This window comes from Sphingomonas sp. BK481, from assembly GCF_014194875.1.
Taxonomy (GTDB): domain Bacteria; phylum Pseudomonadota; class Alphaproteobacteria; order Sphingomonadales; family Sphingomonadaceae; genus Sphingomonas; species Sphingomonas aerolata.
In genome coordinates, this window is the sequence record NZ_JACIAP010000006.1 from 198,092 (window position 1) to 223,854 (window position 25,763).

Annotated in this window: 26 protein-coding genes; 12 read left to right on the top strand and 14 right to left on the bottom strand. The window is 68.5% G+C overall.

Features of this window, described 5'->3' with window-relative positions; genetic code table 11:
* Positions 1-33: 33 nt before the first annotated feature.
* The 4 genes from FHY04_RS13610 to FHY04_RS13625 are packed head-to-tail and all read right to left on the bottom strand — an operon-like array spanning position 34 to position 6,874.
* Complete coding sequence (locus tag FHY04_RS13610; protein ID WP_183936819.1) at positions 34-2,049, bottom strand: tetratricopeptide repeat protein; 2,016 nt, start codon at positions 2,047-2,049, stop codon at positions 34-36.
* Positions 2,042-3,421, bottom strand: a complete 1,380-nt coding sequence (gene prsR / locus FHY04_RS13615; protein WP_183936820.1) for a PEP-CTERM-box response regulator transcription factor — start codon at positions 3,419-3,421, stop codon at positions 2,042-2,044. The genes FHY04_RS13610 and prsR overlap by 8 nt, the downstream gene beginning before the upstream one ends.
* Positions 3,418-5,478 (bottom strand): XrtA/PEP-CTERM system histidine kinase PrsK, encoded by a 2,061-nt coding sequence (gene prsK, locus FHY04_RS13620; protein WP_183936821.1) that lies wholly within the window; start codon positions 5,476-5,478, stop codon positions 3,418-3,420. Before prsK ends, prsR begins: the two co-directional genes overlap by 4 nt.
* A gap of 7 nt (positions 5,479-5,485) precedes the next feature.
* Positions 5,486-6,874 (bottom strand): TIGR03013 family XrtA/PEP-CTERM system glycosyltransferase, encoded by a 1,389-nt coding sequence (locus tag FHY04_RS13625; RefSeq protein ID WP_183936822.1) that lies wholly within the window; start codon positions 6,872-6,874, stop codon positions 5,486-5,488.
* A gap of 161 nt (positions 6,875-7,035) precedes the next feature.
* Between FHY04_RS13625 and FHY04_RS13630 the strand changes: the two genes are divergently transcribed.
* Positions 7,036-8,112 carry a mannose-1-phosphate guanylyltransferase/mannose-6-phosphate isomerase gene (locus tag FHY04_RS13630; RefSeq protein ID WP_183936823.1) on the top strand — a complete coding sequence of 359 codons (1,077 nt, stop codon included), beginning with the start codon at positions 7,036-7,038 and terminating at the stop codon, positions 8,110-8,112.
* A 198-nt stretch (positions 8,113-8,310) separates the two neighbouring features.
* On the opposite strand, the gene groL is transcribed toward FHY04_RS13630, so the two are convergent.
* The 3 genes from groL to FHY04_RS13645 all read right to left on the bottom strand — a co-directional run bounded on the left by groL (position 8,311) and on the right by FHY04_RS13645 (position 11,881).
* Positions 8,311-9,957 (bottom strand): chaperonin GroEL, encoded by a 1,647-nt coding sequence (gene groL / locus FHY04_RS13635; protein WP_031394280.1) that lies wholly within the window; start codon positions 9,955-9,957, stop codon positions 8,311-8,313.
* A 103-nt stretch (positions 9,958-10,060) separates the two neighbouring features.
* Entirely contained in the window at positions 10,061-10,348 is a 288-nt protein-coding gene (groES, locus tag FHY04_RS13640) for a co-chaperone GroES (protein WP_031394281.1), read from the bottom strand.
* 126 nt (positions 10,349-10,474) lie between these two features.
* Positions 10,475-11,881, bottom strand: coding sequence for an MATE family efflux transporter (locus FHY04_RS13645; protein WP_311724875.1), 1,407 nt, complete (start codon positions 11,879-11,881; stop codon positions 10,475-10,477).
* Positions 11,882-12,494: 613 nt separating this feature from the next.
* Between FHY04_RS13645 and sppA the strand changes: the two genes are divergently transcribed.
* Positions 12,495-14,369 carry a signal peptide peptidase SppA gene (sppA, locus tag FHY04_RS13650; RefSeq protein ID WP_183936824.1) on the top strand — a complete coding sequence of 625 codons (1,875 nt, stop codon included), beginning with the start codon at positions 12,495-12,497 and terminating at the stop codon, positions 14,367-14,369.
* Positions 14,369-14,962, top strand: coding sequence for a GNAT family N-acetyltransferase (locus tag FHY04_RS13655; RefSeq protein WP_183936825.1), 594 nt, complete (start codon positions 14,369-14,371; stop codon positions 14,960-14,962). The genes sppA and FHY04_RS13655 overlap by 1 nt, the downstream gene beginning before the upstream one ends.
* A 7-nt stretch (positions 14,963-14,969) precedes the next feature.
* On the opposite strand, the gene FHY04_RS13660 is transcribed toward FHY04_RS13655, so the two are convergent.
* A complete protein-coding gene (locus FHY04_RS13660; RefSeq protein ID WP_056408854.1) occupies positions 14,970-15,611 on the bottom strand; it encodes a trimeric intracellular cation channel family protein in 642 nt (213 codons plus the stop codon).
* Between the two features lie 351 nt (positions 15,612-15,962).
* Between FHY04_RS13660 and FHY04_RS13665 the strand changes: the two genes are divergently transcribed.
* The 3 genes from FHY04_RS13665 to FHY04_RS13675 all read left to right on the top strand — a co-directional run bounded on the left by FHY04_RS13665 (position 15,963) and on the right by FHY04_RS13675 (position 17,245).
* Positions 15,963-16,271, top strand: coding sequence for a glycine zipper 2TM domain-containing protein (locus tag FHY04_RS13665; RefSeq protein ID WP_037532560.1), 309 nt, complete (start codon positions 15,963-15,965; stop codon positions 16,269-16,271).
* An 88-nt stretch (positions 16,272-16,359) separates the two neighbouring features.
* Positions 16,360-16,785, top strand: coding sequence for an OsmC family protein (locus tag FHY04_RS13670; protein WP_031395930.1), 426 nt, complete (start codon positions 16,360-16,362; stop codon positions 16,783-16,785).
* A gap of 13 nt (positions 16,786-16,798) precedes the next feature.
* Complete coding sequence (locus tag FHY04_RS13675) at positions 16,799-17,245, top strand: hypothetical protein (protein ID WP_221211789.1); 447 nt, start codon at positions 16,799-16,801, stop codon at positions 17,243-17,245.
* A gap of 17 nt (positions 17,246-17,262) precedes the next feature.
* Here FHY04_RS13675 and FHY04_RS13680 read toward each other — a convergent pair whose 3' ends face one another.
* Positions 17,263-17,484 carry a hypothetical protein gene (locus FHY04_RS13680; RefSeq protein WP_031395999.1) on the bottom strand — a complete coding sequence of 74 codons (222 nt, stop codon included), beginning with the start codon at positions 17,482-17,484 and terminating at the stop codon, positions 17,263-17,265.
* Between the two features lie 108 nt (positions 17,485-17,592).
* Here FHY04_RS13680 and FHY04_RS13685 point away from each other — a divergent pair, with 108 nt between their 5' ends.
* The 6 genes from FHY04_RS13685 to FHY04_RS13710 all read left to right on the top strand — a co-directional run bounded on the left by FHY04_RS13685 (position 17,593) and on the right by FHY04_RS13710 (position 22,370).
* Complete coding sequence (locus tag FHY04_RS13685) at positions 17,593-18,345, top strand: hypothetical protein (RefSeq protein WP_183936827.1); 753 nt, start codon at positions 17,593-17,595, stop codon at positions 18,343-18,345.
* A gap of 87 nt (positions 18,346-18,432) precedes the next feature.
* On the top strand, positions 18,433-18,807 hold the full coding sequence (gene crcB / locus FHY04_RS13690) for a fluoride efflux transporter CrcB (RefSeq protein ID WP_031441014.1): 375 nt from the start codon (positions 18,433-18,435) through the stop codon (positions 18,805-18,807).
* On the top strand, positions 18,804-20,102 hold the full coding sequence (locus FHY04_RS13695; RefSeq protein ID WP_183936828.1) for an RluA family pseudouridine synthase: 1,299 nt from the start codon (positions 18,804-18,806) through the stop codon (positions 20,100-20,102). Before crcB ends, FHY04_RS13695 begins: the two co-directional genes overlap by 4 nt.
* Before the next feature lie 699 nt (positions 20,103-20,801).
* Entirely contained in the window at positions 20,802-21,461 is a 660-nt protein-coding gene (locus FHY04_RS13700; RefSeq protein ID WP_183936829.1) for an HAD-IA family hydrolase, read from the top strand.
* A complete protein-coding gene (locus FHY04_RS13705; RefSeq protein ID WP_037532554.1) occupies positions 21,458-21,676 on the top strand; it encodes a hypothetical protein in 219 nt (72 codons plus the stop codon). Before FHY04_RS13700 ends, FHY04_RS13705 begins: the two co-directional genes overlap by 4 nt.
* A 13-nt stretch (positions 21,677-21,689) precedes the next feature.
* Complete coding sequence (locus tag FHY04_RS13710; protein ID WP_183936830.1) at positions 21,690-22,370, top strand: ATP12 family chaperone protein; 681 nt, start codon at positions 21,690-21,692, stop codon at positions 22,368-22,370.
* Between the two features lie 39 nt (positions 22,371-22,409).
* Here the strand turns inward: FHY04_RS13710 and gmk are convergent, their stop codons facing one another.
* The 5 genes from gmk to FHY04_RS13735 form a co-directional block, all read right to left on the bottom strand.
* Positions 22,410-23,060: a guanylate kinase gene (gene gmk / locus FHY04_RS13715; protein ID WP_031394372.1), complete on the bottom strand. Its 651-nt coding sequence runs from the start codon at positions 23,058-23,060 to the stop codon at positions 22,410-22,412.
* Between the two features lie 72 nt (positions 23,061-23,132).
* On the bottom strand, positions 23,133-23,333 hold the full coding sequence (locus tag FHY04_RS13720; protein WP_031394373.1) for a hypothetical protein: 201 nt from the start codon (positions 23,331-23,333) through the stop codon (positions 23,133-23,135).
* Complete coding sequence (locus tag FHY04_RS13725) at positions 23,330-23,542, bottom strand: hypothetical protein (RefSeq protein ID WP_037530644.1); 213 nt, start codon at positions 23,540-23,542, stop codon at positions 23,330-23,332. Before FHY04_RS13725 ends, FHY04_RS13720 begins: the two co-directional genes overlap by 4 nt.
* Before the next feature lie 160 nt (positions 23,543-23,702).
* Positions 23,703-25,094: a class II fumarate hydratase gene (gene fumC, locus FHY04_RS13730; protein ID WP_183936831.1), complete on the bottom strand. Its 1,392-nt coding sequence runs from the start codon at positions 25,092-25,094 to the stop codon at positions 23,703-23,705.
* Between the two features lie 165 nt (positions 25,095-25,259).
* Entirely contained in the window at positions 25,260-25,745 is a 486-nt protein-coding gene (locus FHY04_RS13735; RefSeq protein WP_031394376.1) for an SspB family protein, read from the bottom strand.
* Between the last annotated feature and the right edge of the window lie 18 nt (positions 25,746-25,763).

Genomic DNA, 25,763 nt, shown 5'->3' on the forward strand with positions numbered 1-25,763 from the left:
GGTCATGACGGCACCGCCGCCGTGCGACAAGGTCTAACGGAGCTGAGCGAGATGGCTGGCGATGGCGCGATCCCCGGGGGCCAGCGCCACCGCCTTGGTCAGCACCTGCCGCGCACCGTCCAGCTTGCCGACGCCCGCCAGCGCGATACCATAGGCGTCGGTCGCCGCTGCATTCATCGGCGCAAGTGCATGGGCGGCGCGCGCATAGCGAAGCGCAGCCGCATCTGCGCCGTCACGCGGCGCCGCCCCGGCATAAGCGCGCGCGAGATCGGTAAGCAACCCCGCGTCACGATTGCCGATCCGCCGGCGCACCGCCTCGAGCGTCTCGATCGCCGCAGTCCAGTTGCCCGCCATCACGTGCCAATGGCCAAGGATTCGCTGGCCGGTCAGGCTCTGCGGATTTTGCGAAAGATACAGGGCCAGCGCGGTCGATGCCTGGCGTTGGCGCGACACCCGGCTCAGCGCGTCGACCAGGCGCAGCATCGTCGGTTCGTCGAAGCTGAGATCCGCGGCACGCGCATAGAGCGGTGCAGCGTCCGCGTAACGTCCCGCCACCGCGAAGGTGTCGCCCAGCGTCGACTGGGCGGCGGGCGCGCCGGGGCTTGCTCGCGCAAGGCTGCGCGCGCGGACAAGCGCATCACCCGGTGCGCGCGCCTGGATTCGCCCACGGATCGCCGCCAGCAGCGCGCCCGGATCCCCCGGGGCCTGCAGGATCGCGGCGTCGAGCGTGCCGACCTGATCGTCGATCGCGAAGGCCGTCGCCATCCCGGTGGCACCGCGGTTGGCGCGATCGAGATCCTGCGCCACACCCTCGCGCTTCCGATCCGTCGTTGCGGTAGTGGCTGCCGCACGCGCGAAAAGCACGAGCGCATAGCTGTCGGCGTCCGCACGGGTGACGATCGGCCTCAGCACCTCCTGCGCGCCGCGCGGATCACCCGACCGCAGCAGCGCGGCTCCCAACAGCCGCCGCACGCTGACGTTGAGCGGCTGTTGCCGCGCGAGGCCACGCCACATCGCGCCGGCCTGTTCAAACCGCCCCTCGGCATAGTCGAGCGCACCGCTGAGCATGATCGCACCGGGCAGGCTGTCGATCGCCCCGCCGGTCTTCTGGAGCAGCCCGCGCGCGAGTTCGGTCCGGCCCGCGCGCGCCGCGAGCACCGCCTGGAGATACAATGCCTGCGGGCTGCCCGGTCGCGCCCGCTGCGCGCGTCGCGTCGCCGCCAGCATGGCGCGATACCGCCCGGCATCACCGAGCGTGGCGGCATATTCGATCAGCGCCGGATGATAATAAGCATCGCGTGCAAGCGCGCGCTCGAACCAGGGGAGTGCTGCGACCAGGCCGTAACGCCGGCGGACAATTTCGCCCTGCAACGTCAGCGCCGCGGGCTCATCCGGCAACAGCGCGACCGCACGCGTCGCAGCATCCGCGGCGGTACCGACATCGCCGATAGCCAGCGCCACGCGACCGAGCGCAGTCCAGCTGCGCCCGTCATGCGGCTGCTCTGCCACCAGGCGACCAAGATCGGTGCGGGCCGCAGCGCCGTTGCCGAGCAATGCCAGCGCGGCGGCGCGGATGCGGCGGGCATAGGCAGCTTGGCGCGGTGCGGCGCGGTCGGCCGCCTCGATCGCGCCGACCGGATCATTCTGGAGCAGCCGCGCCTGCGCCTGGAACGGGTAGAGCGTCGCGATCGCGATGCCGGCATCGCGCGCGCGGGTCAGTTCGGCCTCGGCCGCGAGTCCGTCTCCCAGTTCGAGCAGGGCGCGTGCAAGGACGACATGCGCAGGCCCGTTCGACGGCGCCGCCGCGATCGCCGCCTGCGCATTGGACCGGGCCGCACTATAATTGCCCGACTGAAGCGTCGTCCGCGCGTCGCGAAGCAAGCGTCGCGCATCGGGGGGATCGCGCCGCAGCGTCAGCAGCGTCGCCGTCCCCGCGACCGCCAGCACGAGCAGCGCGATCGCCAGCAGACGGGCATGGCTCCGCGTGAACACACGCCGCCGCCGGGGGGCGCGTCCGCGGCGCAACAGCGGATATCGCGGGTCACGCATGGAGATCGTAGCTTTTCAGCAGATCGTACAGCGTCGGCCGGCTGATCCCGAGCAGCCTGGAGGCGCTCGAGATATTGCCCCCGGCACGGCTCAACGCGCGACGGATGGCCTTGCGATCCGCCACCTCCCGCGCCGCCCGCAGGTTCAGCCCATCGGCCGTGTCGGCGGTACCGCCAAGGTCGAGATCCGCAGCGGTGATGAGCTTGCCGTCGGCCATGATCACCGCGCGCTTGATCCGGTTTTCGAGCTCGCGGACATTGCCCGGCCAGCTCCAGCCATCGATAGCCGCGCGCGCATCGGGGGCGAGGCCGGTCACGCCGGCATTCATTGTCCTGGCGTACTTCGCCAGAAAATGCCGCGCGAGCAGCGCCGCGTCGCCGCTGCGCTCCGCTAATGAGGGGATCCGGACAACAATTTCCGCCAGCCGATAATAGAGATCCTCGCGGAACCGGCCCGCCGCGACCATCGCGTCGACATCCTGATGCGTCGCGCAGACGATCCGCGTGTCGACCGGGATCGCCTTGCGGCCGCCGACCCGCTCGATCACTCGTTCCTGCAGGAACCGCAACAGTTTGACCTGCAGCGTCAGCGGCACGTCGCCGATCTCGTCGAGGAACAGCGTGCCACCCGCCGCCTGTTCGATCTTGCCCTCGGTGGTCTTGATCGCGCCGGTGAACGCCCCCTTTTCATGGCCGAACAGCTCGCTTTCGAGCAAGGTCTCGGGAATCGCCGCGCAGTTGATCGCGACGAACCTGCCCCGCTCGCGCGGCGACGCATCATGGATACCGCGCGCGAGCACTTCCTTGCCCGTTCCGCTCGCGCCCAGCAGCATCACCGCCACATTGGCGGGCGCGACCCGTTCGAGCGTCCGCGTCACCAGCGCCATTTCGGGCGAGGCAGCGATCACGCCGCCAAATCCCGTCCCGCTCGCTGCTACCCGCGCCGCAAGCCGCCGGTTCTCCGCCTCGAGGCCATGGACGTGGAACGCACGTGCGACGATCATCCCGAGTACGTCGATATCGATCGGCTTAGCATAGAAATCCCACGCCCCCTCCGCGATCGCGGTCAGCGCGCTTTCGCGTGCACCGTGCCCGGACGCGATAATCACCTTGGTATCGGGTTTCAGCGCGAGGATTTCGCGCAGCGTCGCAAAGCCTTCGGCGACGCCGTCGGGATCGGGTGGCAGGCCGAGGTCGAGCGTGACGACGGCGGGTTCGTGCGCCCGGATCGCTTCGATCGCGGTGGCGCGGTCGCTGGCGACGACGATCTCATAGCCCTCATACGCCCAGCGCAGCTGTCGCTGCAGCCCAAGATCGTCCTCGACGATCAGAAGCACCGGGCGCGCCTCCACAGGGGATGCCGATGTGCTCATGCCGCCGCCTCCATCGCATCGGCGGCCGGCAACGATATGCGGAACCGCGTCCCCTCACCTTCCCGGCTGAAGACATCGAGCGACCCGCCCATCGCCTCGACCAGTTGCAGTGCTTCGAACGCGCCGATCCCGAACCCCAGCGGCTTGGACGAGGCGAACGGCCGGAACAGCTGATGGCGGACGAAAGCGGGGCTCATCCCGGACCCCTGGTCGATCACGTCGATCGCGATGGTCGCGCCGTTTGCCGTGACCGCGACGACGATCGGAGCGTCGCGGTCGCTCGCTTCGATCGCGTTCTGGATCAGATGGCCGAGCACCTGTTCGAGCCGTGCCGTCTGCGCCCGGGCGAGCACCTGTCCGGTCGCCTGTGCCGCGATCGGATGCTGTGCGCGACGTGCGCCGACGACGCGGTTGACCAGCGCTGCGACATCGACCGGCTGGAACGGCTCGCTGGGGGCCGCGTGCGTTTGTGAAAGCCGGGCGAGCAGCGCATTCATGCGATCGGCGGAGTCCTGGAGTGTGGCGACCATGTCGACGCGGAACGCCGGATTGTCGGCGTGACGCTCTGCGTTGCGCGCGACCAGCGTCAACTGGCTGACGAGATTCTTGATGTCGTGCAGGATGAACGCGAAGCGGCGGTTGAACTCGTCGAACCGCTGCGCGTCCGCGAGCGCGGCATGCGCGCGGTCCTCGGCAAGGTAGCTCGCCGCCTGCCGGCCCGCGACGCGCAACAGGTCGAAATCCTCCCAGTCCAGCGCGCGATCGACCGGCGGACGGGCGAGGATGATCGCGCCAACCAGTGCACCGCCATGCACCAGAGGGACGATCGCCCAGGCGGCGGGACACGCGCTGAGCCAGTGCGGCACGCTCGCAATTTCCTCCGCCGGGGCCGTGCCGTGTCGTACGGGGTCGAGTTCGATGATCCGCGGGCTGAGACGAAGACGCTCGGCCAGCGCCCGATCCGACATCGGTGCCGGCGCCGTCGCCATCTCCCAGTTCCAGGCGGCGGCGCTGCTCATGCCGAGGCCGTCGGGGACGAGCAAGAGACCGCCCGGGCTGTCGGTCAGGTCCGCCACCGCCTTCACGATCCGTCCGTCGAGCGGCGCGGCGCCGTCGCCCGGTGCGCCCAGCGTCTCGGTGAAACGCTGCCACTCCGCGCGATAATCATAGCGATGGCGAAACAGGTGCTTGGCGATCTTCACCTTCGCCCATGCGCGCAGCCACGACGTAGCCAACAGCCCGAACAGCGCAGCGGTCGCACCGCAGATGATCGCGGTCTGGATCAGCCGCGCATGATCGCCGCCATAGGCGTCAGCGACGCTGGTCGCGACGGCGGTGATCCCGACATAGCTGATCACCGCGATCGCGCCGAGCGACCGGGTGGCGACGCGCCGCGACACCGCGAACGTCCAGTCGCCGCGACGGGTGACCGCGACGAGCAGGAGCAGCGCCATGCCGATCATCGCGACACCGCGTGCGGCAACGATCACAGGCGTCCAGCGCGGCGTGACATAGGCGCTGACAGCCAGCAGCAGGTCGACGCTCCACATGATCGTGACCGCGACCACGACCAGACGCCCGCCGTGCCACGCCGCGTCGGGCGAGGCCCGTGCTGCCTGATGCAGATGATGGATCAGCACCAGCGCGCTGATCGCCACCATCATCCCGAACACCAGCCGTGCCGACTCGGTCTGTGCCTGCGCATCGGCACCCATCGGCACCAGTTCGACGACTGCGAGCAGCGCGCCGATCACCGCGATCGCCACGACGGTGCCATAGACCGCACCCAGCGCGCGGTTGCCGGTGCGTTCCCGGCGCACCAGCGCGAACATGAATCCGAGCCAGGCGATGGAGCGCGCGCTCTCGGCGATCCGGGTGCTGACATCGCGAAAGTCTATGCCCGACACGGCCAGCGCCCAGAGCGTCGTCAGGATAAGCGGGCCGACAAAGGCCGCGTTCGACCAGCCGCCGGCCGGCCGCTGCGCCTGCCTGAACACGAGCGCGCCGAACAACAGCGCGGCCAGCGCGTGCGTCCACAGGATCAGCAGCGCGATCATGCCACGTTCAGCGCGCGCCGGTCGGCCACAGAACGACCCGGAGCGTCTGCAAAAGGATCAGCATGTCGAGGAAGGGCGAATAATTCTTCGCGTAATAGAGATCATATTCGAGCTTGTGCCGCGCATCCTCGATCGATGCACCGTAGGGATAGTTGATCTGCGCCCAGCCCGTGATGCCCGGCTTCACCATGTGACGCTCGGCATAATAGGGCAGCTGGGTCTCAAGTTCGTCGACGAATTGCGGCCGTTCGGGGCGCGGGCCGACAAAGCTCATCTCGCCGCGGAGCACGGTCCAGGTCTGCGGCAGTTCGTCGATGCGGACCTTGCGGATGAAACGGCCAATCCGCGTGATCCGGGGATCGTCCTCTGCCGCCCAGACCGCCTTGCCCGCAATCTCGGCATCCTGCCGCATCGAACGGAGCTTCAGAATGTCGAACCCCTGATTGTAGAGGCCGACGCGCCGCTGGCGATAGAAGGCGGGGCCGCGCGACTCGAGCTTGATCGCAAGCGCGGTGACCAGGATGACCGGCAGCGTGGCCGCGAGCAGGATCAGGCTGGCGACGATGTCGAACGCGCGCTTGAACACGCTCGACAGCATCCGGCCGCTGGCGAAACCGTCGGAAAAGATCAGCCAGGACGGATTAACGCTGTTGAGATCGATCCGCCCGGTCTCGCGTTCGAGAAAGGTCGAAATCTCGATGACCTGGACGCCGGTCGTGCGGACACGGAGCAGATCCTTGAGCGGGAGGGCATTGCGCCGCTCCTCGAGCGCGAGGACGACTTCGCCCGCGTTCAGGTCGACGATATGCGCCGCCAGGTTCGGGATGTCGGCGCGGGGGATCGCGCCGTCGACCACCGCCTCCGCCTCGCCCATCGCGACGAAGCCCGCCGCGACGAAGTTGATCCCAGGCTGTTGCGACAGGGCGAGGATGCGCGCGGCACGATGGCCCGCACCGAGCACGACGACCCGTCGCTTGAACGTGTCGCCACCCAGCAGCCGGCCAAGCACCGCGCGCACCGTCACCAGCAGGACGGCCGCGATCAGCGTCGCATAGAGCAGGTTCGACCGCCAAAAGGTGAGCGCGGGGACCAGGAAGAAGATCAGCGACTGGAAGATAACGCCGAGCGAGAAGGCGACCGCGAGCCGCGCGGCGGCGAACCGCAGCGACAGGAACGAGGCGACGCCATAGGCGCCGACCGCGACCAGCGCGATCTGCAACGCCGCGGCGAAGGTCGCGAGCTGGAGCACGCGCGTGTGGATCGGCTCGACCGCCATGCCGATCTGATGCGCGCGGACGACCCAGCCGATCTCCCCTGCCACGACCAGCAGCACGGCGTCGACGATGCCGAGCAGCAGCACCGCATAGGGGACGTAGTGTTTGAAGAGCCTGATCATCGTTCGGCGGGATCCCGACAGGGTGACTGTAAACGCACCCGACACCTAGCTGTCTCTTTGCACCAATTCGCAAACAAAGGCTGAAGACCGCGCGCTGGCGGGGTGGTTTGCGATTGGAAGTCCCGGATTGGTCGTTATACGGTCTCCCGAGTGGAGGTCGCATGACAGTTCGAACGATTATACCCGTGATTCTGTCCGGCGGTTCCGGCACCCGGCTGTGGCCGATGTCGCGTCCCGAAATGCCCAAGCAGATGCTCGCGCTGACCGCGGAGCAGACCATGTTGCAGCTGACCGCAGGCCGCGCGCAGGGCGAACGCTTCGCCGCGCCGATCGTCGTCGCCAACGCCGCGCATGCCGATCTGGTCGAAGCGCAGCTGAAGGATGCAGGCGCCGAGGCACAGGCGCTGATCCTCGAGCCGATGGGCCGCAACACCGCGCCCGCGATCGCACTCGCGGCGATCGCCGCGGGCGAGACCGGTGCCGGCAGCGGCGACGCGCTGCTCGTCATGCCGTCCGATCACGTCATCGCCGACCTGCCCGCTTTCCACGCCGCGATCGCCGCGGCGCTGCCGATGGTCGCGCAGGGCTGGCTGGTGACGTTCGGCATCGCCCCCGACGCGCCTGAAACCGGCTATGGCTGGATCCAGGTCGGCGAAGAGCTGGCCGCGGGCGTCCACCGCGTCGCGCGCTTCGTCGAGAAGCCGCCGCTCGACAAGGCGGAGGCGATGCTGGCTTCGGGCGATCATGCCTGGAATGGCGGCATCTTCCTGTTCCGCGCCGATGCCTATCTCGCTGCCCTTGCGCAGCATGATCCCGGCATCCTGGTCGCGACGACCGATGCGATGAAGCTCGCCCGTCGCGAAGGGACGCGGGTCTATCCCGACGCCGAGGCCTTTGCCGCATCGCCCGATGATTCGATCGACTATGCGGTCATGGAAAAGGCCGACCGCGTCGCGGTGGTGCCGGTGGCGATGGGGTGGAACGACGTTGGCAGCTGGGACGCGTTGCATGCGATCAGCGCGCGCGACGCGGACGGCAATGCGCATCGCGGCGATGGCGATGGCAGCGTGCTGGCGATCGACACGAAGAACTGCCTGGTGCGCAGCGACGGCGTCAAGGTCGCGCTGGTCGGGGTCGAGGACCTGATCGTGGTGGCGAGCGGCAACGACGTGCTGATCATGCCGCGCGGTCGCAGCCAGGAAGTGAAGAAGCTGATCGCGGCGATGAAGAACCGCTGAGGCGGTACCGCCAATAGTGAGAACGGACAAAGGGCCGGGGATTGCTCCCCGGCCCTTTTGCTTTGGGTCGTCTTGGTCGGAACGGAGGACCGGCAAAGCCGGCCCTTTTCGTCGGACGGGACTGGAGGCTTTCGCCGTCCAGCCCGCCGGCCGTTCTGATCCTGCGTTCGGGGCAGGTTGCCCTGCCCCGGTCCAGGATCAGAAGTCCATGCCGCCCATGCCGCCCATGCCGCCGCCGCCGCCCATGGGCATGGCAGGCTTGTCTTCGGCCATTTCGCTCACAGCCGCTTCGGTCGTGATCAGGAGGCCTGCGACCGATGCCGCGTTCTGCAACGCGGTGCGGACGACCTTGGTCGGATCGATCACGCCGGCTTCCACCAGGTTCTCGTAGGTGTCGGTCGCGGCGTTGAAGCCGATGTTCGAGTCGTTGCCGTCGAGCAGCTTGCCCGAAACCACCGCACCGTCATGACCCGCATTTTGCGCGATCTGGCGAACCAGAGCGGTCAGCGACTTGCGGACGATGTCGATACCGCGCGTCTGGTCTTCGTTCGCACCGGTCAGGCCGTCGAGGACCTTGGTCGCGTACAGCAAAGCCGTACCACCACCGGGGACGATGCCCTCTTCGACGGCTGCGCGGGTTGCGTGCAGCGCGTCGTCGACGCGGTCCTTGCGCTCCTTGACTTCGACTTCCGACGAACCGCCGACCTTGATCACGGCAACGCCGCCGGCGAGCTTGGCAAGACGCTCCTGGAGCTTCTCCTTGTCATAGTCGCTGGTGGTGTTCTCGATCTGGCGACGGATCGCTTCGGTACGGCCCTTGATCGTCTCGTGATCGCCGGCACCGTCGACGATGACGGTGTTGTCCTTGTCGATCGTGACGCGCTTGGCGGTGCCGAGCATGCCGAGCGTGACGGTCTCGAGCTTGATGCCGAGGTCTTCCGAGATCATCTCGCCCTTGGTCAGGATCGCGATATCCTCGAGCATCGCCTTGCGACGATCGCCGAAGCCCGGTGCCTTGACCGCTGCGACCTTCAGGCCGCCGCGCAGCTTGTTGACGACGAGCGTGGCGAGTGCCTCACCCTCGATGTCCTCGGCGATGATCAGGAGCGGGCGACCCGACTGGACGACGGCTTCCAGGATCGGGAGCATCGCCTGCAGGTTCGACAGCTTCTTCTCGTGGATCAGGATGTAGGGATCCTGAAGCTCGACGGTCATCTTCTCGGGGTTGGTGATGAAGTAGGGCGAGAGATAGCCGCGGTCGAACTGCATGCCTTCGACGACGTCGAGCTCGAATTCGAGACCCTTGGCCTCCTCGACGGTGATCACGCCTTCCTTGCCGACCTTCTCCATGGCTTCGGCGATCTTCTCGCCGACTTCACGGTCGCCGTTGGCCGAGATGATGCCGACCTGCGCCACTTCCTTCGAACCCGAAACCGGCTTCGAACGCGCCTTGACGTCCTCGACGACCTTGACGACGGCGAGATCGATGCCGCGCTTCAGATCCATCGGGTTCATGCCCGCTGCGACCGACTTCATGCCCTCGCGGACGATGGCCTGCGCCAGGACCGTCGCGGTGGTCGTGCCGTCGCCGGCGATGTCGTTGGTCTTCGAGGCCACTTCGCGCAGCATCTGCGCGCCCATGTTCTCGAACTTGTCCTTGAGCTCGATCTCCTTGGCGACGGTGACGCCGTCCTTGGTGATGCGCGGTGCGCCGAAGCTCTTGTCGATGACGACGTTGCGGCCCTTGGGGCCCAGGGTCACCTTGACCGCGTCGGCGAGGATGTCGACGCCGCGGAGGATGCGCTCGCGCGCGTCACGACCGAATTTTACGTCCTTGGAAGCCATGTCAGCTACCCTTTCAAACGAATGTTGTGAATGTTGAGACGAAAACGGTATTTCTGAGCGCGGTCCGGACCAGCCCTAAAGAGCGATCCAGGCCACGTCGGCGTCAGCCGACGATGCCCAGAATGTCCGATTCCTTCATGATCAGCAGATCTTCGCCGTCGACCTTGACCTCGGTGCCCGACCACTTGCCGAACAGGATCTTGTCGCCAGCCTTGACGTCGAGCGGGGTGATCGTGCCGTTCTCGGCGCGGGTCCCGGTGCCGATGGCGACGACTTCGCCTTCCTGCGGCTTTTCCTTGGCGGTGTCGGGGATGATGATGCCGCCAGCCGTCTTCTCTTCGGCTTCGAGGCGCTTCACCAGCACGCGGTCGTGCAACGGACGAAAGTTCATGGGATCCATGTCCTTTAGGTTTGTGACAGATTTCTGGCACTCGACGATATCGAGTGCCAACCGCCGTCATATGTGCCGCGTCCCCGGCATCGTCAACGGGCGTCCAAACGAAAATCGCGTCAATCGTTACATTCCGCGGGTCAGGACGAGCCCCAGCCGATCACGCCGCGACCAGCGCCACAGCAGCAGCACCGACACGACCGCAAGGCCTGCGAACAGCCCCCACCACACCCCCTCGCCCGCAAGCGGCGTGCGGAAGCCGAGCAGGATCGCGGTGCCGAAGCCGATCACCCAATAGCCGAACAGCGCGATCAGCATCGGCGTCCGGGTGTCCTGCAACCCGCGCAGCACGCCCGCCGCGACCGCCTGCGCGCCGTCGACGAGCTGGAACACCGCGGCCACGCCAAGGAACCGCAGCGCGAGCGCGACGACGACCGCGTTCTGCGGCAGGTCGGGATCGACATAGACGCCGATCATCAGCCGCGGCACCGCCCAGATCAGCAGCGCGCTGGCCGCCATGAAGCCGATCCCGACGACCAGCGCGACATTGCCCGCGCGGGTGATCCAGACCCGGTCCTGCGCGCCGTACGCCATGCCGACGCGGATCGTCGCCGCCTGCGCGACGCCGAACGGGACCTGGAACGCGACTGCGGCGATGTTGAGCGCGATCGCGTGCGCCGCGACCTCCGCGACGCCGATCAGCCCCATCAGCAGCGCCGCGCCGCCGAACAGCGCGCCTTCGAAGATCCAGGTCAGCATGATCGGCGTGCCGAGCCGGACGATCTCGTGGAAGCGTGACCATTCGGTCCGCCACCAGCGGCCGAACAGGTGGAAGCGCCGCAGCCGCCGGTCGGTCGTCAGGATCACGCCGTACGCGATCATCATCACGCCGAGGCTGGCGACGCTGGCGAGCGCCGAGCCCTCCAGCCCGAGCGCGGGGAAGCCGAGATTGCCGAACACCAGCAGCCAGTTGCCCGCGATCCCGACGAGCAGCGACAGCCCGGTGACGAGAAACGCCCAGCCCGGCCGGCCGAGCGCCGCCGCTGCGGTGCGCATGACGCCCGCGAGCACGCCGGGCAGCAGCGCAAAGGCGATGATCGTCATGAACCGGCCGGCGCGGCGCGCGACCTCCGGGTCCTGGCCGGCGAGCCGCATCAGCATTTCGCCCTGCGTGAGGATCAGGATGACGGGGAGCGAGCCGAGGATCCCGAGCCACAGCGCCATCCGCACGCTGCGCCGGACCTCGCGCACGGCATGCGCGCGGCGGCCGAGTTCGGCGGCGATCAGCGGCGCCGCCGCGCTGGTCAGCCCGATCAGCGCGAACATCAGCAGGTTGAAGACGAACACGCCGAGCGTCGCGGCGGCAAGATCGACCGTGCCGAGCCGCGCGACGAAGATCACGTCGACCGCGGACACCGCCATCTGGATCAGGTTCGCCCCGACCAGCGGCGTGGCGAGCCGCAGCAGCGCGCGAAACTCGGCGCGGGCATCGGCGGGCGCCGGGCCGGTGGCGATGGGAACGGGTTCGATCACCCGGCCGCCCCTAGCGGGATTTGCGGCGTGGGACACCTGGGATCTGTGCGGGTGGTGTGCGGGGGTTGGGGTGGGTCGGGCGGGCTGGCGGGGCTGGCTGGCCAGTGGATTGGTCCTTTGAGGGCGGCTGGGGTCGCCCCCCCCACCTCGGTTATCCGCCCCCCTGCCCCCCCTTCGTCATCCTGACGAAAGTCAGGACCCAGGGTTACGGGGCGCTGTCCTGTTTGGCTCTGGGTCCTGACTTTCGTCAGGATGACGGAATTGGGGTGGGGGTGCGGTGTGATCGGGGCGGCGGGTTGTTTGGCGAGCGTTGCGGCGGGGTTGGCGGCCCTGCCCTTCCCCGTTCGTCATCCTGACGAAAGTCAGGATCCAGGGTTGCGGGGCGCTGGCCTGCTTGGCTCTGGATCCTGACTTTCGTCAGGATGACGGGATTGGGGTGGCGGGGCGCGTGGGCCGGGGCGTGCGGGGTTGGGGCGTGGGGGCCGGTGCCGCCGGCGACCGCCGTGCGAAAGATAAGCGTATTGCTCCCGCATGACACACGCGGCTATCGTCGACGGTGAACCGGCGTTGCCGGCATCGCACCAACCGGCCGTGCCGGTATGAGGAGACGCAGGTGAAGCTGGTACGCGGCGCATGGAAGCTGTTGGTCGGGATCAAGGACGCACTCGTCCTGATCGCGATGCTGCTGTTCTTCGGTCTGGTCTTCGCGGCGCTCAACGCGCGGCCGGGGACCAAGGCGATCAAGGACGGCGCGCTGGTGCTCGACCTGAACGGCTCGATCGTCGAGCAGCCCGCCGAACCCGCCGCCTTTGCCGCGCTGTCGGGACAGAATACGCCGAAGCAGTTCCGCTTGCGCGACGTGGTGCGCGCGATCGATACCGCGCGGACCGATGGCCGGGTGAAGGCGCTGGTGCTCGACCTCGACGGCTTTACCGGGGCGTATCCCGCCGCGCTGGGCGAGATCGGCGATGCGATCGCGCGCGTCCGCGCCGCCAAGAAGCCGGTGCTCGCCTATGCGACCGCCTATACCGACGGCAGCTACCGGCTGGCCGCCAATGCGAGCGAGGTCTGGGTCAATCCGCTGGGCGGCACGCTGTTCATGGGACCGGGCGGCAACCAGCTTTACTATAAGGGGCTGATCGACAAGCTGGGGATCACGACGCATGTCTACCGCGTCGGCCGCTACAAGTCGTTCGTTGAGCCCTATACGCGCACCGACCAGAGCGACGATGCGCGCGCGGCAAGCCAGGCGCTGTACGGCACGCTGTACGACCAGTGGCGCGAAGCGGTCGCCAAGGCCCGCCCCAAGGCGCAGATCGCGCAGTTCCTCGCGCGTCCCGACGCCCTGGTGCTCGCCGCCAATGGCGACATCGCGACCGCGAACCTGCGCGCGGGGATCGTCGACAAGCTCGGCGACCGGACCGCGTTCGGCAAGCGCGTCGCCGCGATCGCCGGCGCCGACACGAGCAAGCCTGCGGGCAGTTTCAACACCATCACCTATGATTCCTGGGTCAAGGCCAATCCCCTGCCGACCGGCGGCGACGCGATCGGCGTGCTGACCGTGGCGGGCGACATCGTCGACGGCGAAGGCGGCCCCGGCACCGCGGCGGGCAAGACGATCGAGAAGGCGATGCTCGACGGCCTCGCCAAGAAGGACCTCAAGGCGCTGGTCGTGCGCGTCGATTCGCCGGGCGGGTCGGTGCTCGCGTCCGAACGGATCCGGCTCGCGATCCTCGAGGCCAAGAAGAAGGGCCTGCCGGTGGTCGTGTCGATGGGCGGGCTCGCCGCGTCGGGCGGATACTGGGTGTCGACGCCCGCCGACGTGATCTTCGCCGAACCCGGCACGATCACCGGGTCGATCGGCATCTTCGGGATCATCCCGACGTTCGAGACCGCGCTCGCCAAGATCGGCGTCACCACCGACGGCGTGAAGACGACGCCGCTGTCGGGCCAGCCCGACATCACCGCCGGCACGACGCCGATGTTCGACACGCTGATCCAGGCGGGGATCGAGAATGGCTATCGCCAGTTCATCGCGCGCGTCGCCGCGTCGCGCAAGCTGAGCCCGGCGCGGGTCGACGCGATCGGCCAGGGCCGCGTCTGGGATGGCGGCACCGCGCGCCAGATCGGGCTGGTCGACCGGTTCGGCACGCTGAAGGACGCGATCGCCGAGGCCGCACGCCGCGCCAAGCTCGATCCGGCCAAGATCCATGCCGAATATCTCGAAAAGCCGCCGGGCGTCCTTGCCCAGCTCGCCGCCGGTTTCGACACGGGCGACGACGACACCACGACCGGCAGCGACGCGTTCGGCCGGATCGCGCTCGACCGCCGCCAGATGGTCGCGCGTGCGGTCGGCGACATGAAGCGGCTGGCGACCTCGGGCTCGATCCAGGCACGCTGCCTCGAATGCGGCGGCATCGGCCCGAGTGCCGGCGACGGCGGCGATGCGCGGCTGCTCGACCTGCTGCTCGCGCGGATCGGCCTGTAATGCCGGGCGCGTCGCCCACGATCGGGACGGCCGGGGCCATCACGATCCGGGCGGCGCGACCCGAGGACGCCACCGCGATCGCCGCGATCTATGCGCCGCACGTGCTGGTGGGGACGGTCTCGTTCGAGACCGAGGCGCCCGACACGCGGCAGATGCGGACGCGGATGGCAGCGTCGGACGGGCTCTATCCCTGGCTGGTCGCGACGGTGGGGGATGCGGGCGGGGTGATCGCGTTCGGCTATGCCGGGCGGTTCCGCGAGCGCGCCGCCTATCGCTTCGTCGTCGAGACCACGGTCTATGTCGCGGATGCGGCGCAGCGCCAGGGCGCGGGGCGGCTGTTGTACGAGGCGTTGATCGACACGCTGCGCGCGCAAGGCTTCACCCAGGCGATCGGGGTCATCGCGCTGCCCAATGACGGATCGATCCGGCTGCATGAATCGGTCGGGTTCCGCCGCGCGGGCGTCTACCGCGCGGTCGGGTACAAGAACGGCCAGTGGATCGATGTCGGCCATTGGCAATGCGCGCTGAACGACGCCGCGGTGCCGCCGGTCGAGCCGCGACGCTTTGCCGAGGTCGGCGTCGTGCGGGGCTGACTGCGGACTAGCGGCGTGCGCGGTAGGCGGGCAGCGCGAGGTGGAAGCGGATCGCGGCGGCGCGCAGGCTGAACCCCGCGCTCGCCGCGACGACCGCGGACCAGCCGATCGGCACCCCCAGCAGCACCAGCCCGACATAGCTCGCCGCGGCGAGCGCCGCCGCGGTGACATAGAGTTCGGGACGCATCAGGATCGAGGGTTCGCCCGCGAGCACGTCGCGGATGATCCCGCCGAAACAGGCGCTCATCACCCCCATCAGCACGGCGGGGACGGGCGGCACGCCGTAACCGAGCGCCTTGGCCGCGCCGAACACCGCATAGGCGGCGAGCCCGATCGCATCGAACCAGCCCAGCGCCTCGTCGCGCCACCAGCGTTCGGGCGTGATCCAGATCACCAGCGCGACGATCAGGCACATGCTGGCGGCGCGAGCGTCGTGCACCCAGAAGACCGGTGCGTCGATCAGCAGGTCTCGCACCGTGCCCCCGCCGACCCCGGTGATCAGCCCGAAGAAGATCGCGGTGACGACGGTCTGCCCGCGCTTGGCCGCGGCGAGCGCGCCCGAGGCGGCGAACACCGCGAGCCCGGCGAGATCGAGCCAACGCGCGGCGGCGGGGAGGACGTCGGGCGACAGGATCGTGGCGGGCAGCATCCCCCCGGCCTAGCCGCTGTGGCGCGCGACACAAGCGAGGGAGCACCCGCGACCGGATTTTGCGCGATTTCCCGGCTGAGGACAGACTTATCCACAGGTGGGGATAATTTTTTGTGGGTAACGGGGAAAAGTCCCCGGGCAGCCCGTGCCCGGGGCGCAATTTTGCCGGGTCTTATCCTTTTGTGCACAGCCTGTGGATAACTTGCTGTGGATAACGGGGACAGATTGCTGTGCCTGCACGACCCAGGATGCCCGGAGCGAAGATGAACGCGACGTTGTTTTGGGTTCATGCAACCGGGGGTAAACGCCGGCCGTTACGGACACAGATCATTACAAACGGGAGTAGATTTTATGCGTAAGTTGATCATGGCACTCAGCGCGACCGCCCTCGTCCTGCCGACGCTCGCGGTGCCGATCTCGGCAGCGGATGCGCAGCGCGGCAAGCGCGAATGGCGCGGTCGCGACGGCCGGACCTATTGCAAGAAGAGCAACGGTACGACCGGCACGATCATCGGCGGCGTCGGCGGCGCGCTCCTCGGCCGCACGGTCGACACGCGCGGCGACCGCACGGTCGGCACGCTCGGCGGCGCGGTACTGGGTGGCCTGGCCGGTCGCGCGATCGACAAGGGCACGAGCAACAATAATCGTCGTTGCCGCTAAACCACGCACCGCATTGCGGACTGATGCGTTGAAGGAGGGCGTCGCGGGAAACCGCGGCGCCCTTTTTCATGTTTCGAAGGATCCGAAAATGACGACACGCAGCGGTTCGGCCAGCTATGAAGGCCTCGGCAAGAGCGGCAAGGGCCATGTCTCGACGCAGTCGGGCGTCCTGTCCGACTCGCCTTACGGCTTCAACACGCGGTTCGAGAACGAGCCCGGCACCAACCCCGAAGAACTGATCGCCGCCGCGCATGCGAGCTGCTTCACCATGGCGCTGAGCTTCGCGCTCGCGGCCAAGGGTTATGAGGCGGGCACACTCGAGACGAGCGCGAAGGTGACGCTCGACAAGGATGGCGACGGGTTCAAGATCACCAAGTCGGCGCTGACGCTGAACGCGAAGGTCGAGGGCATCTCGGCCGACGAGTTCGCAACGATCGCGGCGGATGCCAAGGCGAACTGCCCGGTGTCGAAGGTGCTGAACGCCGACATCACGCTCGACCACACGCTTGCCTGATCGACGCGCCGGCATGCGGATCGCCGCGACCATCGCCCTCGTCCTGCTCGGTGCGGGGTTAGAGGCGGGGGTCGCTGGTGCCGCCGCGGCCGGTGCACAGACGATCGCCGGCGGCGCACGACGCGACGCCGGCGACTGGCAGCGATACCGCGCCTATGATCATGATCGCCCCGAACCGGGGCAGCGCGGCTATTTCGCGGACCGGTATTTTCGCGATGGCCGCTATTATGCGGTGCGCCGGCTGAGCCGGGCGGATCGGCTGTATCGCGGCGCCGACGGCCGTTATTATTGCCGCCGCGAGGACGGGACGACCGGGCTGATCACCGGCGGGCTGGCCGGCGGCGTTCTTGGCAACATTATCGCGCGCGGTGAGTCACGGCTGATCGGCACGCTGATCGATACCCGCGGCGGTGCGCTGCCCGGCCGGTCGGTCGATCGCGGCCGGATCCGCTGCCGCTGACCCCAAGACTCCTGTGATCAGATGATGCCGCCGCCGAGCATCAGCCGCAGCGTGAAGATGATGATCAGCACGATGTTCAGATTGCGCCCGGCATTGCTCGACGACAGCGCACCTACCGCCGCGCCGACGATGCCGATCGGGATGACCAGCCAGTTCATCCAGCCGAGCAGCGGGAAGAAGGCGACGAGACCCAGCGCGAGGGTGACAAGGCCGATGAGGATCGAGACGAGGTTGAGCATGACCCAAACATGGCGTCTCGACGGGTCGCAGGCAAGATCGCGGGCCGGCCGACCAAGCGTACCGCGACAACGCTTTCTTCACTCGCACTCCCGCATTGATGGCGGGTGATGACCCGTTCCGCCCGCACCATCCGCCTCCCCGCCCTCGCGCTTGCCCTGCCGCTCGCGCTGATCGCGTGCGGCGAGCCCGCGGTCGATGATCAGCAGGACCCGACGAGCCTCGAAGCGGACCTTGGCAACGGCAATGCGGGCGACCCGGCGCTGAACGCCGCGCTCGCGGGTCAGATCATGGTCGACCCGACGCTGACCCAGTCGTCGAACGACGACGCGATCCGCCCGCCGCCCGAGCCGATGGGCGGGGCGATGCCACCCGAGGAAGCTGGCCGCCGCGCCGATACGGTCGATCCGCATACGCTGAAGCGCGCGCCCGCCGCTGCCGGTGACTGTCCCGCCTGCCGCCAGGCTGACGCGGCGCTGACGCTGGGCGCGCTGGCCGAGCGGCAGACGTTTCCGAACGCGGCGGCGTGTACGCGGACGATCGGCTATTCCGCGCTTTGGGCGAATCGCCTGCCCGCCGACCTGCCGCTCTATCCCGATGCACAGCTGTCGGAGGCGGCGGGTTCCGACCAGGCCGGGTGCCGGCTGCGCGTCGTGCACTTTTCGAGTCGGGCGACGCCGCAGCGGCTGCTCGACTTCTATTATACGCGCACCGCCGACACGGGCTATTCGGCCGACCACCGCAGCGATGGCCGCCGGCACGTGCTCGGCGGTATGCGCGGCGGCGATGCCTATAGGGTGTATGTCACGCCGCGCATGGACGGCGTCAGCGACGTCGATCTGGTCTCCAACGCCGGGCGCTGAGCGACGCCGCCGTGTCCAAGGGCGAGCGCCGCGCATGCCCGTCAAGCGCGGCTTTCCGTTTTCCGCGATTCGCGCTAGGGCGCGGGCATGTCTCCCCTTCTCTATGTCATGGTCGGTGGCGCGGTCGGATCCGGCGCGCGCTATCTGACCGGGCGCGCGATGACCGCGCTGCTCGGTGCCGGCTATCCGTTCGGCACGCTGGCGGTGAATCTCGTCGGCGGGCTGCTGATGGGCGTGCTGGTCGGCGTGCTTGCGCGCCATTCGGCGCCCGAAGGCTGGCGGCTGCTGCTCGGCGTCGGCGTGCTCGGCGGGTTCACGACCTTTTCCTCCTTCTCGCTCGACGTCGTCACGATGATCGAGCGTGGCGCGCCGGGCCTCGCGCTCGGCTATGTTCTGGTGTCGGTGATCGGTTCGATCGCCGCGTTGTTCGCGGGTCTCTCCGCAGTAAGGGCCGTCGCATGACTGCGGGCAAACACGATAGCGATACGAATTTCCGCGAGTTCAACGTCGGGTTCGACGATGACGGCATCCGGCTGGACCGGTGGTTCAAGCGGCACCTGCCCGAGACGAGCTTCACGACGGTGGCGATGTGGGCGCGGACCGGCCAGCTGCGCGTCGACGGCGCGCGTGCGACGCCGGGCGACCGGATCGCGGCGGGCCAGATGCTGCGCGTGCCGCCGCCCGAGGCGGACAAGGCCACCGCCGACGTCGACGCGCCGCGGCGCGTGCGCGAGCGCGTGATCCTGTCGGACGAGGAGACCGAGGCCGCGCAGGCGATGGTCATCCACAAGGATTTCCAGGCGTTCGTGCTGAACAAGCCGCCGGGTCTGGCGACGCAGGGCGGCACCAAGACGACGCAGCATGTCGACGGGCTGCTCGATGCGCTCCAATATGACAATGAGGGCCGGCCGAAGCTGGTCCATCGGCTCGACAAGGATACGTCGGGTGCGTTGCTGGTGGCGCGGACGAGCCGCGCGGCGGCGTTCTTCGCCAAGGCGTTTTCGGGGCGGACCGCGCGGAAAGTCTATTGGGCGCTGGTGGTCGACGTGCCGTCGATCGAGGACGGCATGATCGAGCTGCCGATCGGCAAGCAGCCCGGCACCGGCGGCGAGAAGATGCATGTCGACGAGGCCGAGGGCGCGCCCGCGCGGACCCGGTACCGCGTGATCGAGCGCGCGGGCAACCGCGCCGCCTGGGTCGAGCTGCAGCCGTTCACCGGCCGCACGCACCAGCTGCGCGTCCACATGGCGGCGATCGGCCATCCGATCGTCGGCGACGGCAAATATGGCGGCGCGGCGGCGTTCCTGACCGGCGGCATCTCGCGCAAGATGCATCTCCATGCGCGCCGCATCAAGGTGGACCATCCCGATGGCGGGTCGATCGACGTGACCGCCGAACTGCCGACGCATTTTGCGGAAAGCCTGAAGCAGCTGGGCTTCGAGGAGTCGCTCGGCGACGCGCTGGTGCTCGACGAGAAGACCGCGCCGTCGCGCGAGGAGATCAAGTCGCGCGCCAGGGCGCATGCCAAGTCGGTGCGCAAGGAACGCCGCGGCGAACGGCGCGGGCGCGGTGTGGTCGAGGAGAAGACGGCGGGGGGCAAGCCTGCGGGGCCGAAGACGGGTGGTTCGCGGACCGGCGCGGGGTCGAAATTCGGTGCGCCTAGGAGTGGGCCGCGGGTCGAGGGTGCCAAGCCTGGTGGCCGGGGTCGTCCGGGGGGGAAGCCGAGTGGGCCTAGGAGCGGGCCTGGGTCGCGGTGATCTAGCGGGGTGGTCTCGCCCATATCCAGTACCACCCCGGCGAAGGCGGGGGTCCCGTTGGAGAGGTTGCAGTAACCGGGTGCTGCGTTTCGTCAGGAACGTCCCCCAACTGGACCCCGGCCTTCGCCGGGGTGGTGGTGATTGTTGGGTGCCCTCCCGTTCCCCCGCGGAGGCGGGGGTCCAGGGACCACGAATGGCACGCTGCTTGAGTCCTGGGCCCCCGCCTTCGCGGGGGAACGGATCAGCGCGAGCGGCACCGCAACAGCCGCAACCGCACGGCTTCAGTCACCGTGCCGAACACCGCGTGCGCGGTGTGGTTGAGAACAATAAGGCGGCGAGCGAGCCGAGCGGGCCCTGCAGCAGGCCGGGGTCGCGGTGATCTAGCAGGTCGACGGCTACGCTCTCTTGACACCACCCCGGCGAAGGCCGGGGCCCAGTTGGGGAGGTTGCAGTAACCGGGTGCTGCGCACCGTTAGCACCGTCCCCCAACTGGACCCCGGCCTTCGCCGGGGTGGTGGTGGTGGGGGTGCCCCCCTACCCGTTCCCCCGCGGAGGCGGGGGTCCAGGGGCCACGATCGGCGGCCCTGCTTGGGTCCGAGTCCCCCGCCTTTGCGGGGGAACATGACGACGCGCGTTCCGGTTTGGCGTTCCCTCGTTCGCCCGGCTGATCTACGAGACGGGGATGCGCTGGAAAATCTTATGATCCGCCTCGCCGTGTTCGATTGCGACGGGACGCTCGTCGACAGTCAGGCGAATATCTGCGTCGCGTGCGAGCGGGCGTTCGAGACGGCCGGGCTCGTCCCGCCGCCGCGCGCCGCGATTCGCCGGATCGTCGGGCTCAGCCTGGTCGAGGCGATGCAGATCCTGGTGCCGCAGGGCGACGAGGCGCTGCACCGCACGCTCGCGACGGACTACAAGGCCGCGTTCCATGCGATGCGGACGAGCGGCGAGCTGATCGAGGAACCGCTGTTCGAGGGGATCGCCGACGTGCTGGCGACGCTGGCCGACGATGGCTGGATGCTGGGCGTCGCGACGGGCAAGTCGGACCGCGGGCTCGCGCATGTCCTCGCCGCGCACGGCATCGCCGACCGGTTCGTGACGTTGCAGACCGCGGACCGGCATCCGTCGAAGCCCGATCCGGCGATGCTGTTCGCGGCGATCAAGGAGGCGGGCGCGACCCCCGCGATGACCGCGATGATCGGCGATACGAGCTATGACATGGCGATGGCACGCGCGGCGGGGGCGCGCGCGGTCGGTGTCACCTGGGGCTATCACGCGGTCGACGAGCTGGCGGAGGCCGGTGCGGACGTCGTCGCCGAGACGGTGCCGGCGCTGCGCCATCTGGTGAGCGCATCGTGACGGAGGCCGATCGCCTTGCGCAGCGGCGCTGGTTCGTGCTGGTCGGCGTGCGGCTCGCAGGCGTGGCGGGCGCGGTGCTCGGGCTGGTGCTGATCGCACGCGCCTATAGCTGGGGGCCGAAGATCCTCGGCACCGCGATCGTGCTGTCGGCGATGGCGATGATCGCGATCGTGCCGCGCAGCCTGGCGCAGCGCTGGCGCACGCCCACCGAATGACCGGACAGGACGCATGAAGAGATTCTGGACAGACGTCGCGATCGATGCGGATCGCGTGGTGACGCTCGACGGCAAGCCGGTCCGCACCCCCGGGCGACGGCCGCTCGCGCTGCCGACCGATGCGCTGGCACAGGCGGTGGCGGAGGAATGGCGCAGCGTCGGCGAGACGATCGATCCGCGGATGATGCCGCTGACCGGCCTCGCCAATGCCGCGACCGATCCGATCGCGAACGATCCGGCGCAGTTCGCCGCACGGCTGGCGGCCTATGGCGAGAGCGACCTGCTCTGCTACCGCGCGGACGGCCCGCCACCGCTGGTCGAGCGGCAGGCGGCACGCTGGGACCCGCTGCTCGACTGGGCGCGCGCGCGGTACGATGTGACGTTCGCGGTGACGGCGGGGGTGATGCACGTCGCACAGGCCCCGGCGACGATCGCGCGGCTGCACGAGGCGGTCGCGGCGCATGACGATTTCCACCTTGCCGGGCTGTCGCCGGTCGTCACGCTGACGGGGTCGCTGGTGATCGGGCTGGCGCTGGTCGAGGGAGAGATCGACGGCGATGCGGCCTGGGCGGCGGCGGGGATCGACGAGGACTGGTCGATCGAGATGTGGGGCGAGGACTGGCAGGCGGCGCAGCTGCGCGAGCTCAAGCGCCAGGAATTCGCGCGCGGCGTGGCGTTTCTGGGGATGCTGTAGGGTTTCGTCATCCTGGACTCGATCCAGGATGACGGGGGGTCAGCGCGTCAGGCGGCGGATGAAGCCGATCAGGCCGGTCTGGCGCGAGCGCTTGAGGCGTTCGGCGGCGAGGATCGTCTTCACGCCGCGGATGCAGCTGTCGACGTCGTCATTGACCAGGACGTAATCATAGCCGTCCCAGTGGCTGACCTCGTTCGCGGCGCGCGACATGCGGGCGTCGATCACTTCGGTCGAGTCGGTGCCACGGCTGGTGAGGCGGCGGTGGAGTTCCTCCATCGACGGCGGGAAGATGAAGACTCGGACGACGTCGCCGCCGGCGATCTGGAACAGCTGCTGCGCGCCCTGCCAGTCGATGTCGAACAGCACGTCCTTGCCGGCGGCGAGCATCTCCTCGACCTGCGCGCGCGGGGTGCCGTAGCGGTGGTTGAAGACATGCGCCCATTCGAGGAACTCGTCCTTCGCGACCATGTCGCGAAAGCCCTCGAGATCGGTAAAATGGTAATCCTTGCCGTCGACTTCGCCCGGGCGCATCGCGCGGGTCGTCACCGAGACCGACATCTCCAGCTCATGCTCGTCGGCGAGCAATCGGCGCGCGATCGTCGACTTGCCGGCGCCCGATGGCGAGGACAGGACGAACAGGACGCCGCGGCGACGGAAACCATGCGGGTCGGACGGAAGTGTGTGGGGCATGCGCGCCCTTGCCGCGGACTGCGCATGGGCGTCAACCCATGCACAGCCCGCGCGTGTCATTCTGGCGGCGGATCAGTAGCCCGACTTGCGTGCCCGGTTGCGGTCATAGGCCTTCTTGGCCGCATAGCCGCCGCCGAGGATCATGCCGAGCGGGCCCATGCGACGCAGCACGCTCATCGCGACCACGCCCTTGACCGCGCCAGATGCGCCGCCCGAACCGTCGCGCCGACCCATTTCGCGGCCAACCAATGCACTGATGATACGTCCGATCATGACTTAACCTCTCCGAAAACCTGGTCCTTGAGTTCCGCTGCACCGCGCAGCACCGCCCAGCCGATCGCGTAGGTCACGGCCAGCGGCACGACGATCTTGAGCACGTTGGCGGTGACCGCACCGATGATCGCGCCGTCCGCATTGCCGTCATCGCCGCTGAGCGAGTCGATGCCTGCGCCGATCAGCGCGCCTATGGTCGTTGCGCCCACGTAATTTCTCCGTCGCGTGTGGCGGGTTAGCGCGCGAACCGCGTTTGGGTTCCCGCAGGTGCGCCCCTCCCCCTTCCGTTCGCCCCGAGCGACGTCGAAGGGTGTGCCGCAAGCGACGGTGCTTCGACTTCGCTCAGCACGAACGGGGTCGGGGGAGGCGTTAGCGGCCGAGCATCGATTCGGGCCGCACGACCCGGTCGAAGGTTTCCGCATCGACCAGCCCGAGCGCGAGGCCTGCCTCTTTCAGCGTCAGCCCCTCGGCATGCGCGTGCTTGGCGATCTTCGCGGCCGCGTCATAGCCGATCTCGGGGGCGAGCGCGGTGACGAGCATCAGCGAGCGGTCGAGCAGGTCGGCAATGCGGTCGCGATTGGGTTCGATGCCGTCGACGCAGCGTTCCGCAAAGCCCTCCATCGCGGTCGCGAGCAGGTCGATCGAGCGGAGCACGTTCGCGCCGATCAGCGGCTTGAACACGTTCAGTTCGAGATGGCCCTGCATCCCGCCGATGGTGGCCGCGACGTGATTGCCCATCACCTGGCCGGCGACCATCGTCAGCATCTCGCACTGGGTGGGGTTGACCTTGCCGGGCATGATCGAGCTGCCGGGCTCGTTGGCCGGCAGGTCGATCTCGCCGAAGCCGCAGCGCGGGCCGCTGCCCAGCAGGCGGATGTCGTTGGCGATCTTGGTCAGCGCGACCGCGAGCGTGTTGAGCGTGCCGGAGAGGTGAACGAGGGGGTCGTTCGAGGCGAGCGCCTCGAAGCTGTTCTCCGCGGGGATGAACGGATGGCCGGTCAGGTCGGAGACCGCCTTGCAGAAATCCGCGGCGAACCCCTTGGGCGCGTTGAGCCCGGTGCCGACCGCGGTGCCGCCCTGCGCGAGCCGGTTGGTGCCGTTGGTGACGCCCGGCTCGATCCGGCGGCCGCAGCGATAGACCTGATTGGCATAGGCGCCGAATTCCTGCCCGAGCGTCAGCGGGGTCGCGTCCTGCAGGTGCGTGCGGCCGATCTTGACGATGTCGTCCCAAGCGTCCGCCTTCGCCTGCAGCGCGGTCCGCAGCCGGTCGAGCGCGGGAAAGAGCCGGCGCGTCACGGCGAGCGAGGCGGCGATGTGGAGCGCGGTCGGGAAGCTGTCGTTCGACGACTGGCTCATGTTGACATGGTCGTTGGGATGGACCGGCGACTTGCCGCCGCGCGTGCCGGTGAGCATTTCGTTGGCGCGGCCGGCGATCACCTCGTTGACGTTCATGTTCGACTGCGTGCCGCTGCCGGTCTGCCAGATGACGAGCGGGAACTGGTCGTCGAGCGTGCCGTCGATCACCTCCTGCGCGGCGGCGTCGATCGCGTCGGCGATTGTGGCGTCGAGGCCGTGCGCGCGGTTCACGCGGGCGGCGGCCTGTTTGACGAGCGCGAGCGCGTGGACGATCTCGATCGGCATGCGTTCGCGGGTACCGAACGGGAAATTCTCGACCGATCGCTCGGTCTGCGCGCCCCAATAGGCCTGGGCGGGAACGTCGATCGGGCCGATCGAGTCGGTTTCTGTGCGGGTGTTGGTCATGGCCTACCTACGTCGTCATGCCGGGCTTGTTCCGGTATGGCTGCGTAGAGCAGAAGGCCGACATGGGAGTAAATCCCATGTCGTCGACCGCGCGGTGCGCGTCGGCCGGCCGTTCGCGTCGCTTTGCGACCGGCGATCAGCTTTGCCTGATCGCCTCGCTCCAGCTCACTTCTTCCGTTTGAAATCCACGGCGACGACGTTCGAGCCGTCTTCGATCGGCACCGCGGTCGGGCCGTCATTCTCGGCCGGGTCATGCTCGCCGAGCGACTCGTCCGCGCCCTCCTGCGCCTGGAAGCGCAGTTCAAAGCTGACCGCGGGATCCTGGAATGCGGTGATCGCCGAATAGGGGATGACCAGCTTCGACGGGACCTGGTTGAACGACAGACCGATCGAGAAGCGCTCGTCGTCGACGACGAGGTCCCAGTAGCGGTTCTGCATGACGATCGTCATCTCGTCCGGGAAACGTTCGATCAGCCGCTTGGGGATGTCGACGCCGGGCGCCTGCGTCTTGAAGGTGATGTAGAAATGATGCTCGCCGGGAAGCCCGCCGGCCTCCGACACGGAACCGAGCACGCGGCCGACGACGGCACGCAGGGCTTCTTGCACGATCTCGTCGTACGGAATCAGGCTATCGGGCAGTCCATCGCTCATTCCCCTTGGGTAGCGGTA

Excerpts from the sequence above, each read along its gene's own strand:
- crcB (WP_031441014.1), top strand. The coding sequence starts at position 18,433 with ATGTCTCCCCTTCTCTATGTCATGGTCGGTGGCGCGGTCGGATCCGGC.
- gmk (WP_031394372.1), bottom strand. The coding sequence starts at position 23,060 with ATGCCCCACACACTTCCGTCCGACCCGCATGGTTTCCGTCGCCGCGGC.
- FHY04_RS13710 (WP_183936830.1), top strand. The coding sequence starts at position 21,690 with ATGAAGAGATTCTGGACAGACGTCGCGATCGATGCGGATCGCGTGGTG.
- prsR (WP_183936820.1), bottom strand. The coding sequence starts at position 3,421 with ATGAGCACATCGGCATCCCCTGTGGAGGCGCGCCCGGTGCTTCTGATC.
- prsK (WP_183936821.1), bottom strand. The coding sequence starts at position 5,478 with ATGATCGCGCTGCTGATCCTGTGGACGCACGCGCTGGCCGCGCTGTTG.
- FHY04_RS13610 (WP_183936819.1), bottom strand. The coding sequence starts at position 2,049 with ATGCGTGACCCGCGATATCCGCTGTTGCGCCGCGGACGCGCCCCCCGG.
- FHY04_RS13625 (WP_183936822.1), bottom strand. The coding sequence starts at position 6,874 with ATGATCAGGCTCTTCAAACACTACGTCCCCTATGCGGTGCTGCTGCTC.
- FHY04_RS13660 (WP_056408854.1), bottom strand. The coding sequence starts at position 15,611 with ATGCTGCCCGCCACGATCCTGTCGCCCGACGTCCTCCCCGCCGCCGCG.
- groES (WP_031394281.1), bottom strand. The coding sequence starts at position 10,348 with ATGAACTTTCGTCCGTTGCACGACCGCGTGCTGGTGAAGCGCCTCGAA.
- FHY04_RS13655 (WP_183936825.1), top strand. The coding sequence starts at position 14,369 with ATGCCGGGCGCGTCGCCCACGATCGGGACGGCCGGGGCCATCACGATC.
- FHY04_RS13695 (WP_183936828.1), top strand. The coding sequence starts at position 18,804 with ATGACTGCGGGCAAACACGATAGCGATACGAATTTCCGCGAGTTCAAC.
- groL (WP_031394280.1), bottom strand. The coding sequence starts at position 9,957 with ATGGCTTCCAAGGACGTAAAATTCGGTCGTGACGCGCGCGAGCGCATC.
- FHY04_RS13735 (WP_031394376.1), bottom strand. The coding sequence starts at position 25,745 with ATGAGCGATGGACTGCCCGATAGCCTGATTCCGTACGACGAGATCGTG.
- FHY04_RS13685 (WP_183936827.1), top strand. The coding sequence starts at position 17,593 with ATGACCCGTTCCGCCCGCACCATCCGCCTCCCCGCCCTCGCGCTTGCC.
- FHY04_RS13630 (WP_183936823.1), top strand. The coding sequence starts at position 7,036 with ATGACAGTTCGAACGATTATACCCGTGATTCTGTCCGGCGGTTCCGGC.
- FHY04_RS13680 (WP_031395999.1), bottom strand. The coding sequence starts at position 17,484 with ATGCTCAACCTCGTCTCGATCCTCATCGGCCTTGTCACCCTCGCGCTG.
- fumC (WP_183936831.1), bottom strand. The coding sequence starts at position 25,094 with ATGACCAACACCCGCACAGAAACCGACTCGATCGGCCCGATCGACGTT.
- FHY04_RS13665 (WP_037532560.1), top strand. The coding sequence starts at position 15,963 with ATGCGTAAGTTGATCATGGCACTCAGCGCGACCGCCCTCGTCCTGCCG.
- FHY04_RS13720 (WP_031394373.1), bottom strand. The coding sequence starts at position 23,333 with ATGATCGGACGTATCATCAGTGCATTGGTTGGCCGCGAAATGGGTCGG.
- FHY04_RS13675 (WP_221211789.1), top strand. The coding sequence starts at position 16,799 with ATGCGGATCGCCGCGACCATCGCCCTCGTCCTGCTCGGTGCGGGGTTA.
- FHY04_RS13670 (WP_031395930.1), top strand. The coding sequence starts at position 16,360 with ATGACGACACGCAGCGGTTCGGCCAGCTATGAAGGCCTCGGCAAGAGC.
- FHY04_RS13700 (WP_183936829.1), top strand. The coding sequence starts at position 20,802 with ATGATCCGCCTCGCCGTGTTCGATTGCGACGGGACGCTCGTCGACAGT.